General features: G+C 43.4%; 11 protein-coding genes. 5 read left to right on the top strand and 6 right to left on the bottom strand.

What is annotated here, in order from left to right; all coding sequences use genetic code 11:
- Positions 1 to 74: 74 nt before the first annotated feature.
- Positions 75 to 929 (top strand): transglutaminase-like domain-containing protein, encoded by an 855-nt coding sequence (locus ABFW99_RS07575; RefSeq protein WP_349354910.1) that lies wholly within the window; start codon positions 75 to 77, stop codon positions 927 to 929.
- A gap of 3 nt (positions 930 to 932) precedes the next feature.
- Positions 933 to 1340: a DUF3052 domain-containing protein gene (locus ABFW99_RS07570; RefSeq protein ID WP_349354909.1), complete on the top strand. Its 408-nt coding sequence runs from the start codon at positions 933 to 935 to the stop codon at positions 1338 to 1340.
- Here ABFW99_RS07570 and ABFW99_RS07565 read toward each other — a convergent pair.
- Together ABFW99_RS07565 and ABFW99_RS07560 are read right to left on the bottom strand one after the other, a co-directional pair.
- The gene (locus ABFW99_RS07565) at positions 1337 to 2770 is read right to left on the bottom strand and encodes a sensor histidine kinase (protein WP_349354908.1); all 1434 of its coding nucleotides are present in this window, start codon (positions 2768 to 2770) and stop codon (positions 1337 to 1339) included. The genes ABFW99_RS07570 and ABFW99_RS07565 overlap by 4 nt on opposite strands.
- 160 nt (positions 2771 to 2930) lie before the next feature.
- Positions 2931 to 4631 (bottom strand): sodium:solute symporter family protein, encoded by a 1701-nt coding sequence (locus tag ABFW99_RS07560; RefSeq protein WP_349354907.1) that lies wholly within the window; start codon positions 4629 to 4631, stop codon positions 2931 to 2933.
- 204 nt (positions 4632 to 4835) lie between these two features.
- On the opposite strand from ABFW99_RS07560, the gene ABFW99_RS07555 reads away from it, so the two are divergent.
- Both ABFW99_RS07555 and ABFW99_RS07550 read left to right on the top strand, forming a co-directional pair.
- Entirely contained in the window at positions 4836 to 6590 is a 1755-nt protein-coding gene (locus ABFW99_RS07555) for a sensor histidine kinase (RefSeq protein WP_349354906.1), read from the top strand.
- 74 nt (positions 6591 to 6664) lie between these two features.
- Entirely contained in the window at positions 6665 to 7534 is an 870-nt protein-coding gene (locus ABFW99_RS07550; protein ID WP_349354905.1) for a DUF72 domain-containing protein, read from the top strand.
- 29 nt (positions 7535 to 7563) lie between these two features.
- Here ABFW99_RS07550 and ABFW99_RS07545 read toward each other — a convergent pair whose 3' ends face one another.
- Both ABFW99_RS07545 and ABFW99_RS07540 read right to left on the bottom strand, forming a co-directional pair.
- Positions 7564 to 8196, bottom strand: coding sequence for a hypothetical protein (locus tag ABFW99_RS07545; RefSeq protein WP_349354904.1), 633 nt, complete (start codon positions 8194 to 8196; stop codon positions 7564 to 7566).
- Between the two features lie 95 nt (positions 8197 to 8291).
- Positions 8292 to 9455 carry an MFS transporter gene (locus ABFW99_RS07540; RefSeq protein WP_349354903.1) on the bottom strand — a complete coding sequence of 388 codons (1164 nt, stop codon included), beginning with the start codon at positions 9453 to 9455 and terminating at the stop codon, positions 8292 to 8294.
- 135 nt (positions 9456 to 9590) lie between these two features.
- On the opposite strand from ABFW99_RS07540, the gene ABFW99_RS07535 reads away from it, so the two are divergent.
- Entirely contained in the window at positions 9591 to 10496 is a 906-nt protein-coding gene (locus ABFW99_RS07535; protein ID WP_349354902.1) for an ATP-grasp domain-containing protein, read from the top strand.
- 21 nt (positions 10497 to 10517) lie between these two features.
- On the opposite strand, the gene ABFW99_RS07530 is transcribed toward ABFW99_RS07535, so the two are convergent.
- Entirely contained in the window at positions 10518 to 11261 is a 744-nt protein-coding gene (locus tag ABFW99_RS07530; protein ID WP_349354901.1) for a DUF1499 domain-containing protein, read from the bottom strand.
- A gap of 152 nt (positions 11262 to 11413) precedes the next feature.
- Positions 11414 to 11968 (bottom strand): adenylate kinase, encoded by a 555-nt coding sequence (locus ABFW99_RS07525; RefSeq protein ID WP_349354900.1) that lies wholly within the window; start codon positions 11966 to 11968, stop codon positions 11414 to 11416.
- Positions 11969 to 11977 lie beyond the last annotated feature (9 nt).

Here is an 11977-nt window from a genome sequence, read left to right as displayed (position 1 = left end):
TACAAATGGCATTTATAAGAAGTAATTGGCTGTGTGAATCAATATCTTGACGGCCAAGCAAATGAATTGAGAGTATGACTTCAAAGACAGAAATAGAATCGTTGCTTTTTTTAATGGATGACCCTGATCCGTTTGTGCAGCAAAGTGTAGAGAGCCGTCTTCAGGAACTGGGAGAAAAAGCCGTGCCATTACTGGACGAATATCGGTCTGAAGTCAGCGGTGAAGATGCAAAAAGCCGGGTGAATGATGTTATTCACAAGCTTACTTTTGACACACTCGAGTCTGATTTTATAGAGATTCTCGAAAATGGCATTAAAACCCGAAAATCCCTCGAGATTGCCATTTTTACCCTCGCTCGTTTTGGCAATCCAACGCTTCGTATTTCGGAGTACCAAAAGAAGCTTGACCATTTTGCACAGATGATTGAACCGCAGATCAAGTACAAGCTTGATGAAAAACGCAAGATGAAGCGCATGCTTAAATTCATCTTTGAAGACCTGAACTTTCGGGGAGACACGGAGTCCTATCATGCACCCCGAAATTGCTTTTTAAACCAGGTAATTGATCGCAGAAAAGGCCTTCCCATTTCATTAAGCCTCATCGTTATGTTTATAGCCCGCCGGCTGGAAATGCCGTTTTTCGGAATCAACATGCCCATTCATTTCATGCTGAATTATGTCGGAGATAAAGAGGAGCTTTTGATTGATCCTTATGATGATGGTGCCATTGTCACCTATGATCAGTGCTATTTCTTTCTGAAGAAAAACAACATCGACCCGCGCCCCGAACATTTTCAGATAGCCACGAATCTGGATATTGTGTTGCGTTGCATTCGGAATCTCATCCACAGTTATGAACGGCAAGAAGAGCCCGAAAGAGTTGAAGGGCTTCGCAAGCTGTTGAACGTAACAGAAATGTATCAGGATTGACCCATGGCCGGCTATTCAGGAACCCCACTCCTGAAGAAACTGGGCATCAAATCTGGTTTTGCAGTTCTGCTTGTCAACCCTCCGGGCTATTTTCAGAAATTATTAGGCCCTCTTCCTGAGGGGGCTCGGTTTATTGAAATTAACCATACAGCCCCAATTCCTTTCATTCATGTATTTTGCCGAAATGAAAGAGAGCTTCACAATTTGGTTCTTCCATTAAAAGAAAAGCTGGCTAAAGACGGAACCCTCTGGGTTTCCTGGATAAAAAAATCATCCACGCTTGAGACAGATATCACCGGAAATGAAGTGCGCGCTCTGGGCCTTCAAATCGGCCTGGTTGATGTAAAGGTGTGTGCAGTTGATGAAGACTGGTCGGCTCTCAAGTTTATGTATCGCAAAGAAGATCGCTAATCTGTAGTTTTCTCTGATGGAAATCTAAACATGTACTCAGTTCCGCCTATCTCTCTGTTTATTACCTCCATCTTGGCCTTTAAGCGAGAGGCAAAAGAGTTGATAAGCATTGCGCCAAGACTTTCGTCTTTTTGTTGCTCAGATCCGGACGGCAACCCGGGGCCATTATCTGAAACGATCAGCACAATGTCATCTCCAATTTCCTTCAATCTGATGTGAAGTTCTCCACGCTTGTTTTTACTGAACGCATGCTTATACGCGTTAACCACCAATTCATTCATCAGAAGACCACACGGAATTACCCTTTCCGTTTCCAGTAGCACTTCCTCCATATCAAATTTGAGTTCAACACCTTCTTTATAATCCGTAAAGGTTCGGTGGATAGCCTCTACTAAATCCCGGATGTACGTATTAAGCCTTATCTTTGAAAGAGACTCTGTCTTATACAATTTCTCGTGCACCAATGCCACCGATTGAATACGAGCCTGAGTGTCCTGTAATACTCTTTTTGCTTCCCGGCTTTCCGTATTTCCTTCCTGAAGGTGAATAAGCCCCGAAACAATAGCCAAACTGTTTTTTACCCGGTGGTGAATTTCCCTTAGCAAAACTTCTTTTTGCTCCAGGTTAGCTTGAATCGTCTTCGTCTTGGTATTCACACTTCGTTTAAGGCTAACAACCCAACCCAAGATCACTAATATTAAAAGCGTGCAGGCGCCTGCGATCAGATACAGGTAAAACTGGGGAATACCCTGAAAGACCAGGTCTTCCGGTGTTCGTAGAAATAACTTAAAGGTTCGCACCTCTGGAAATTCCGGGTTGTACTCTGTTATAACCCCTTTTACAGAAATTCTATCACCAATGCCCAAAACATCGAAGTCGAATTGATCGAACATGCTGTGGAAATTTGATACGTACACCATCATGCTTTTGGATGACCCTTCCGTAGAAATGCGCACATACTTTCCATTGAAGGTGCTGCCTTTTTCAATAACCTTTCCTTCTCCCTCTGCCAGCATCCCGAGATATCTTTCCGGCGATTCAATGACCTCTGATAGTGGACGCACTTTTATTGAAGACGCCGTTTTAAAAACTTGATACGACTCAATGTGTACTTCCGCGAGCCCATTATACCGTTCTATTTTACCGGTGGCTACAACGCTGTCTCCCTCCTCGAACGGGGTTTCTATCTCCATTGCAAAAACCGACATGCCCGCAGAATCATTTTGAATGAACGCCTGCAGATAGTGCTCATGAAGCAATCCGGTTTCAATATTTGCGATGCCGGTTATGCTTACTTCTTCCCCAAAATAATCCAGAGTATTATCGCTGTTGGTATCAGAGCGGATTTCGGAAAAAGTCCAAAAAGATTGCGGGCTGGACTGTGCAACTATCTCAGCACTGAAAAAAACCACAGATACTACAGAAGCCAAAAAAACATACCTAAGGCAAGTACCAATATTTTCAATCATTATCTACACAAAAAAAGTTGACCTAAAGCTAAAGGACTCTTCTGCCCTTCCTATTTACCTATCAAAATAAAACTTTCGAACTTATATCAATAATATATATTTATGACTTTATTAGCTGAACTCAAATCTTCCTCACAACCGCCCACACAAAGATACATCCACCAAGTAAAAACCCGATTCCCGTTCCTAAATTGAAAAAGAAGATTTGCCCCAGCCCATACAGGAAGAAGAAAATTGCCCCCAGCGACATTACGATATTTACGAGCTGAGGAAGCAACCGGTCGGTTGTGTAGTTGCCATCCCGATATCCTGACCAGATTCCCATTGGGGTTACTTTGGCATAGAACTTTTTGAGTGTCTCTTCAGATTCCGGCTTAGTTACAAAGGTTGCAATCAACCATATCACTGTTGAGAAGGTGGTTGTAAATATCATGCTTCCCGAAAAATCATACCCCATTTGATTCGAAAATACAGCCCCGACGAAGGCTGCTATCATCGCTGAAATTTCACTCCAGGCATTAATTCGCCACCAGAACCATCTCAGTAAAAGCACCCCTCCTATTCCGGCACTTAGAGAAAGAATAAACTCCCATCCTCCCGAAACGGAGTCAAAGTAATAGGAAACTCCAACGCCAAGAGCAGCCATTAGTAAAGTAGCAACCCTTGAAATAAACACATAGTGCTTCTGGGCTTTCTCCTTGTTTTCAAACTCTTGTTCCGTTTTTATGAACCGCTTGTAGAAATCATTCACTACATATGATGTTCCCCAGTTTAACTGTGTAGAAATAGTTGATACAAATGCCGACAGAAAAGCGACCATGAGTAAACCCATCCAGCCAACAGGAAGAACCTCAAGCATCATCAGCGGGTAGCCGGTTTCGGGATCTTCGAGCCCCGGGAATACCACCAAAGCAACCAGCCCGACTAAAATCCACGGCCAGGGTCGAACGGCATACATCAGAATATTAAACAATAAGGTTCCACCCACGGCATTTTTTTCGTCTTTAGCGGAAAACATTCGCTGGGCGATATATCCACCGCCACCCGGCTCAGCCCCTGGATACCATGCCGCCCACCAGTTCATCCCCAGCCAAATGAACGCTGTAGTAAGAGCTATTTCGGGATTACTGAACGGATTGAAACTCAACACATCATAGTTGGCAACACTGCCAAGTTGTGATTTCAGTTCTGACAAACCGCCCACATGATCTACAGAAAAATAAGCCAGCGCTATTGTCCCGGCCATTGCCAGTATAAACTGTACAAAATCTGTTACCATAACTCCCCACAAACCGGATATCGCTATATAAATGCCTATCAGCCCATACAGCACCAATATGGCAATCCATTGATCGGCACCTGTAACAACCGTCAGAATTTTTGCCATCCCCACTGTCACCCAGCCCATTATTATACAGTTGAATGGAAAAGCAAAGTAAAGAGCCCTGAATCCCCGAAGAAAACTCGCTGGTTTGCCCCCATACCGGAGCTCGATAAACTCAACGTCTGTTATTACATCCGCCCTTTTCCATAGTTTGGCGTAGATAAAAACGGTCACTATACCTGAAATCATCCAGTTCCACCAAAACCAGTTTCCGGCTATCCCCTGTTTGGCCACAATGCCGGTTATTGCCAGAGGCGTGTCTGCGGCAAAAGTAGTAGCCACCATCGAAACCCCAACCAACCACCAGGGAAGGTTCTTTCCGCCAGCAAAAAAATCATCCAGAGATTCCTGCCCTCTTACCTTAGCTGCCCACGCAACAGCTATCATTAAAAGAATATACCCGGCAACAACGACATAGTCTGCGGTCTCAAAAGGCATATAATAGGTTTCGTTTAAGTTTATGTGAATTGAATTTAGGGAGTATAATCAAAAAAAATTGGTGTTTATTGTCTCTTATAAAAAGTAGACTAAGCTTTTTATTAAATATTGTTTATATGTTGGACTTATTCACCATCTTCTGTTATTGTAAAAATTAAGGCAATGACTAGTGTACGGATTTTAGGGATACAGCTTAGCATATAAATGGATACTAACGGCAGTTTTGCAAAAAGCTCTTTCAGGCGGCTCCACATAGACAGAAAGATGATCGGGATTCTCGTCATTTTTGCTGTCCTGGGGATTTTTCTGACGATCTCGGTTATCGTAGCCACTAATACGCTTTCGGGACTCCGGGGATACTCAACCTTTCAGGTAAACTGGACGGAGGCACGTAAAGATGCTTCATTTCAACTTCTCAATTATATCAGTACGGGAACGGATACATATCTGACCGGATTTGAAAACGCATTTCAGTTAATTGATAATGCTTCAAATATCCGCCATGAGTTAAAAGCCGAGGATACTGATTATGCCTATCTGCGAGAATTGTTTATTCAAAGCCATACCGTGCCTGATGACATTGATATTATGGTCAGCACTTATGAGTGGTTTCACTCTTTTGGGGACTTTCAAATTGCTATTCAAGAATGGGTGGATTCAGACGAGACTATGGCAGAGATGCAGGAGTTAGCCAATGAAGCTCATGCACTTATTAGTACAAATTCCCTGACAGCCGAACGTCAACAAGCACTTACGAACGAAGTTTTAGCTTTGGACGAGAAGCTGAGAGAATCAAAATTCAGGCTGTCCGCAGCTCTATCTTCTGGGACACAACTTTTAAATTTCATTTTACTGTGGATTGCTGTTTCTCTTGGTCTGATTTTATTAACAACCGGCGGTATGCTCTCTTTTCGGTTTCTGAAGAGCATTAAAAACTGGGAGCGAGAGATCGAAATAAATGAACAGAAGTACCGGTCTCTTTATGAGCAAAACCCTAATGCCGTTTTCTCATTATCCAGAGAAGGGCACCTGATCTCCGCCAATCAGGTATTCGAAAAAGCTGTAGGCATGCAGGCAAAAGCTTTAAAAGGTACTACCATAGACCGTTTTGTGGAAAAATCAGATATCAAAAAACTGCAGTTTCATTTTTACCGCACGCTGGAGGGCAAATCTCAGCATTATGAGACCACAGTAGTTCTTAAAAACTCGGACCCCATGTATGTTGAGGTTACAAATCTACCTATGGTGGTGGATGGAGAAATTATCGGTGTATATGGCATTGCCCGTGATATTACCTACAGAAAGGAAGCCGAGCTAAAAATAAAAGAGCAATTGAAAGAAAAAACCCACCTGATCGCAGAAGTGCATGACAGGGTGAAAAATAACCTCGCTTTAGTATCTAGCCTGATACAGCTTCAACAGAATATTTCAAAAAAGCCAAGTACGGGGAGTTTCTTCGAGAATACGATTTCCCGAATCCATTCAATGGCAATGGTTCATGAAAGGCTGTACCAAAATGAAACTTTTTCGTCCATCAGAATGGATGAATACGCAAACGAGCTTTTGGATGCTGTTCAACGCAAATACGCATCGTCCTCATCCCACGTTCAGCTAATAACAAAAACCGAACCGGTAGCATTAAGTATCAAACAGTCTATTCCTGTCGGGCTACTGCTTAATGAGCTTTTGGTTAATGCTTTTAAGCATGGCGTAACGGAAGGCAATGGCAGAATTGAAGTGGCTCTTTTTCAGAAAGATGATGAAGTCGTTATCAGGGTTTCTGATGAAGGTCCCGGCCTGAGCAAAGATTTTGATCTTAATCAGTCCAAAACTTTAGGCATGACGTTGGTTTCGGTATTAATCAGGCAACTGAATGCCGATTATCAACTGGTTCAGAAGCAAGGCACATCATTTACAATTCGCTTCAAGAGTAACGAGTTGTTTTCTAAAACAGGCTGAGCCTTCTCACAAATTCTTTTTCTAAATTCGGTGTTCAGGAAGAGTATCACAGAAAAATTTAGTTACTTCTGTCTATGCAAAAGAATCTGCCATATCATCTGGGTTGTACCGTCTGGAGTTTACCAGAGTGGAAAGGCAATTTCTTTACTGATGACGCCAGGCCTGACCGGTTTCTCTCTCAGTACTCTTCTGTATTCAATTCTGTAGAAGGAAATACGACATTCTATAACACTCCCGATTCTGAAACCATACTGAAATGGGGACAGCAAACCCCAAAAGGATTTAAGCTCTGCTTCAAGTTTCCCAAAAGCCTTACCCATGACCGACAGTTATTGAATGTAGAAGAGGATGCGCTGCATTTTGTAAAGCTATTTGAGCCGATACGAGATAAAACCGGGCCGTTTATGATTCAGTTTCCTGACAGTTTTGGCCCTCAGGATTTATATAAACTGGATAAGGTGCTCTCCAGCATCCCTAAGTCCTTCAGCTATGCCGTTGAAGTCCGTCATCGTGATTTCTTTGATCACGGTAAACATGAACGAAACCTTACTTCTCTGCTGAAAAGCTATGATGTGGACCGGGTTATATTTGATACCCGGAAGCTTCATTCGGTCAAAGCAACCGAATCTTCCATCGCAGAGGCCCAAAAGAAAAAGCCCAAAGTACCTGTTCGGTTCGACACCACCGGAGCACGGCCCGTATTAAGATATGTGGGCACTAATGATGTGTTAAATAACGAGCCCTACCTAAAAGAATGGGCCATAATAGTGGCCGAATGGATTGATGAAGGCCTCCATCCTTACGTTTTTATCCACGCTCCAAATAAAGTTGATCAGCCTAAACTATGCCAGCATTTTCACCAGCTGTTGTCTCGGTTGATTGAGGTTCCCCCCTTGCCCGATTGGCCTGTAAATAAGCAAGACAAACAGCTTGGCCTGTTTTGAATAAACCGGCTCATTTAAGGGCAGACTTGCTACTCCTGTTCCAGGTTTCCGACCATTGCCGTATTCTTTACGAAGCTGAGTTTTTTTAATTCATCCATAGCTTCCAGTTCTTTTTCCTCTTCTGTTTTGAGGATTGCTGAACGCTGACTCTTCTGTACCACCTCAAATGTTAGATCCGGATATGCGGCTTTAATATCCTCAACCGTTTTATACGTAGCATTATAAGTTAATGCCACCACTACATATTCATACTCCTTGCTATAAGTAAGCTTTGCCAGTAGCTGATTTACCTTGTCGCTCTCAAGTGTATCGCTATTATTAATCTCCTCCATCTCTTTGTCAGAACTCCCCGCCGCTTCACTCATCACAAACTCTACCCATTCATTTTCTTCCAGCTCTTTAAGCTGCTGGGGACTTGGGTTGCTTTCTATGGAAAGGACAATGTTTTTGATCTCACTGCTTAGAATTTCATACCCCAGCTCATCCAGTTTCTGTTCAACAAAGGTTGGTGATACCGTATCAGAAAAAGTTACCTGAATCTTACCGGCTTCAATGTTGTATTCTCCCTTTTCCAGTTTTTTGATGTCGGTGTCGTCCATCACTTGTGCAAAACTAATCAATGGAACCAACGCACTAATTAATATAATTACTATCTGTTTCATGAAAACCCGTATTATTAATTATTACCTGTAGCTATAACGAGAATTTTTAGTATTTGTTCCCCGGTGAACTTTCTTTGGGTGTCATTTATTACTGGTTACTTTTTTAAAAGTCTGGCTTTTTGACTTCCGCCACCCACTGCCAACATACAAATACAAATGAATATAAACCCTCCGGTAAGCGTAAAATTATCCACCAGGTAACCCATGACAGGCTGTGAAACCATTCCACCTAACGCGCCCATCGTTGCTACTGTTGCGAGGGCCACAGCCCCTTCTTTACCTGCTGCACTGAATATCATTGGGAATGTGAGCGCAACACCTGCACCCGCCATAACAAAACCAACTGAAGCAACAATCAGGTTGGGAGATAAGATGGAAATTAATACACCCGACGCAGCTATTACTGAACCGCTTGTGATCAGCGCTTTTGCTCCAAAACGCGGCTTCAGACGATCGCCTGCCAAGCGCATTATTAGCATGGAAACGGCATAAGCGGAATAACCAATGGGAGCCAGCCCCTCCGTTGTTCCGACATAATCGGTAAAAAATAAGGTAACCCAATTCATAATCGAATCTTCGATGGAAGCGGCAACAAAGCAAATAACCCCCAACCAAAGCAAGCCACCATGCGGGAGCTTAAACCCTGCTTTCAGAGCTTTTGGGTCCTTTCCCCCTTCCGGCAGATATCTATAGAGCCCCATCAGAATCACCAACAGTAAAGTCGCTGTTCCCCAGAAATGAAGGCTTACTGAAAACTCTTGGGATGCCATAGCTGTTCCGGCCAATGCCCCGGCAACATTTCCTACGCCAAACCAGGAATGAATCTTCGACATATGAGAGCGCCCGGTACTGGCCTCAATTTTTGAACCCAGAGCATTTATTGAAATGTTGTATCCACTTGCTCCCGCCCCTGTAACAAATAATACGACCGTTAAAATAGTCCAGTCTGGTGCAACCGCCATGGGGATCAGAGACAGGATCAGCAAAACACCAAAGAACATGGACGCCTTTTTGGGCCCAACACGATGTATCAGGCCAGTCACAGCTGGCATAATCAATATGGTGCCCATTCCCCGGCCAAGCAGCGCATATCCCAGCGTTACAGGGGTAAGCATGGAAGCATCGCGTATAGCAGGAATCCTTGACGCCCAGGTTGCAAATACTACTCCCAGAATAAAGAATGCAGCACAAGTTGCAATTAGCTGTTGCTTTGGAGTAACACCGGGTTTGTCTGAGCCTGCCGAAGAGATAAATTTCATCTTGAATTTAGTAGCAGAATGAAAATAAAAGTAATCCCAAAGACTTCATAAACCGAACTTAATGGTTTTGGGTATTGGTTTTTACTGATTATTTGTATTCATTAGCATTTACTCTTCAAAAAAGACGCACTGCCGATGCCCCAACATGATTTTGATGTCATTATACTTACTGACTCGCGCTACATAAACCCTTCTGCTCCAGGTGCGTATGTCCAGAACGTACTTACTGAGGATCGCATAGTAAAAGAAGCATTACAAGGCTACGGTTTAAAAGTGGAAAGAAAAGACTGGGCTGATCCTGACTTTAATTGGTCCACTACAAAAGCTGTTCTTTTCAGAACAACCTGGGATTATTTTAACCGTTTTGATGAGTTCAAAAGCTGGATGGAAAACACCTCCCCAAAAACTCATTTTATCAATAGTGAAGAGCTGATACGCTGGAATATGGATAAGCGTTATCTGGATGACCTGAGCCGGGAAGGTATCTCTGTCATTCCAACACGATACCTCAACAGAGGGAATGGCATGTCGGTACATGAAATTCATAAAATTACAGGGTGGAAGGATACCGTTATAAAGCCTACCGTTGGTGGTGCCGGGCGCCATACTTATCGTATTGGTCAACAGAACATCGATACAGTTGCTCAAAAGCTTGAAAGTGTAATGCTGGAAGAAGATTTCATGTTACAGCCTTTTCAGGAATCCGTCATTACCAGTGGCGAATGGTCGTTTGTCTTTTTTGGTGAAACTTTTAGTCACGCTGTTTTAAAACGAGCCAAACCAGGCGACTTCCGGGTTCAGGATGACTTTGGCGGAACCGTTCATGAATACACTCCACGGCAAAATGAAATTCAATTTGCGCACCGGGCATTACAGGCTTGTCCCAATCTCCCGGCTTATGCCCGGGTTGACATGGTGCTCAATAACTCAGGAGAACTGGCGGTTTCGGAGTTGGAGCTCATTGAACCGGAACTTTGGTTCCGCTTGAAGCCTGATGCCGCTCAGTTATTAGCTGAAGAAGTTGTTAAACACATTTCATGATATCGATATCACTTAGCAAACCTATTTTTGATAAGCTTCTAAGTACGCTTTAATTCGTTTAGCATTCACTCCTAAGTCACCCCTTCCAATTCTTGACTTCGAACGGACATCTATTTTGCTTCCTGTTTGGATGGTATCAACCCTGATCACCACATCATCAATGAACCCAAACCAGGGTAGTTTATGAAAAGCCTCGATCCTTCCTTCCTCTTTGTTTTCCCCTACAACCTGCCAGGGCATTTCCCGCGCAGTTGCCAGGGCCCGGTCATAAGCCTCATCATATTCCAATGAAACATTCAGGGTCTCCAGTTCTTCATAAAATTCTTTTTGAGCTTTGGCCGGGCCACCCTCATGAATGTACTCCGCGGGATTGGGAGCATCTTGCCGGAGAGGAACAATGGCATCAAACTCTGGGGGATTTACCGTATCCGTTGTGATATCGTGGATAGGTGGATATCCTTTCTGAACTTCCAAATACCAGTATCCAAAATTTGATAAGGCAGCCAACCCGAAAATCATTGCAGTGAAGCCGGCTATAGTGTAATTCTTATCTCGTTCTTTCATTCTGAAAAACCCGGCCGTTCCTACAATTCCACCTAAAATAGCTGCTCCCGTCCCCCAGGGAATGATTGAAAAGCCTGTACTAAAATGCCACCACCCCCACTGGTAACCATAGCCTGAAAGTATAACTGCAAGCCCGCCTATAACAGCTAATGCAGTACCCCATGTTAGTAAACCGGTTCCCTTCTTGTTTGATGCCGCCATTCACTTACTCCTAATTTTATTTCGCTTTTGTTATTATACACAATAAAACCAGATAATCGTTCCGAATAGAGATACCGATAAGCTGTTGTGGGCCATCGTTTACAGAATAGCAAAAACAAAAAATCCCGCTCTGTGGCGGGATTCAAATTGGATCAGTTAAGAGCGTCTTTTATTCGCCCGAAGATTTCATCGATGGTTCCGATTCCATCTATCTCCTGCACTTTGTCCTGTTTTGCGTAGTGCTTCATAACAGGCTGGGTTTCTTCCCGATATACCTGAAGGCGGGTTTTTACTTTTTCCTCAGTGTCATCCGAGCGCCCTTCACCTCGTGAAAGAATTCGTTTAATCAACTCTTCTTCGGGAACCGATAGCAGGATGAAAGCATCCAGCTTGTCGTTGTTTTTTTCCAGGAAAGAGTCAAAAGCTTCTGCTTGAACTACAGTTCTTGGAAAGCCGTCTAAAATATACCCATCCTGATACTTGTCTTTACCCAGCTCATCTGCAACAAGGTCAACAACGGTTTGGTCAGGTACCAATTCACCGGAATCCAAAATAGATTTTACTTTTACCCCAAGTGGCGTTTTATTTTTAATCGCTGCCCGAAAAATATCTCCGGTTGAAAGATGTGGAATACTAAACTCGTCTTGCAATAGCTTAGCCTGAGTCCCTTTTCCCGCCCCGGGAGGGCCAAACAGAATAATGTTCATCCTTAGTTA

The sequence above is a fragment of the Gracilimonas sp. BCB1 genome (assembly GCF_040117685.2).
Classification (GTDB): domain Bacteria; phylum Bacteroidota; class Rhodothermia; order Balneolales; family Balneolaceae; genus Gracilimonas.
This window is presented reverse-complemented; position numbering and strand designations above follow the sequence as displayed.

Bases quoted from the DNA above. Each gene is read 5' to 3' on its own strand.
- ABFW99_RS07570 (WP_349354909.1), top strand. From the start codon at position 933: ATGGCCGGCTATTCAGGAACCCCACTCCTGAAGAAACTGGGCATCAAA.
- ABFW99_RS07535 (WP_349354902.1), top strand. From the start codon at position 9,591: ATGCCCCAACATGATTTTGATGTCATTATACTTACTGACTCGCGCTAC.
- ABFW99_RS07530 (WP_349354901.1), bottom strand. From the start codon at position 11,261: ATGGCGGCATCAAACAAGAAGGGAACCGGTTTACTAACATGGGGTACT.
- ABFW99_RS07575 (WP_349354910.1), top strand. From the start codon at position 75: ATGACTTCAAAGACAGAAATAGAATCGTTGCTTTTTTTAATGGATGAC.
- ABFW99_RS07560 (WP_349354907.1), bottom strand. From the start codon at position 4,631: ATGCCTTTTGAGACCGCAGACTATGTCGTTGTTGCCGGGTATATTCTT.
- ABFW99_RS07550 (WP_349354905.1), top strand. From the start codon at position 6,665: ATGCAAAAGAATCTGCCATATCATCTGGGTTGTACCGTCTGGAGTTTA.
- ABFW99_RS07545 (WP_349354904.1), bottom strand. From the start codon at position 8,196: ATGAAACAGATAGTAATTATATTAATTAGTGCGTTGGTTCCATTGATT.
- ABFW99_RS07555 (WP_349354906.1), top strand. From the start codon at position 4,836: ATGGATACTAACGGCAGTTTTGCAAAAAGCTCTTTCAGGCGGCTCCAC.
- ABFW99_RS07540 (WP_349354903.1), bottom strand. From the start codon at position 9,455: ATGAAATTTATCTCTTCGGCAGGCTCAGACAAACCCGGTGTTACTCCA.
- ABFW99_RS07525 (WP_349354900.1), bottom strand. From the start codon at position 11,968: ATGAACATTATTCTGTTTGGCCCTCCCGGGGCGGGAAAAGGGACTCAG.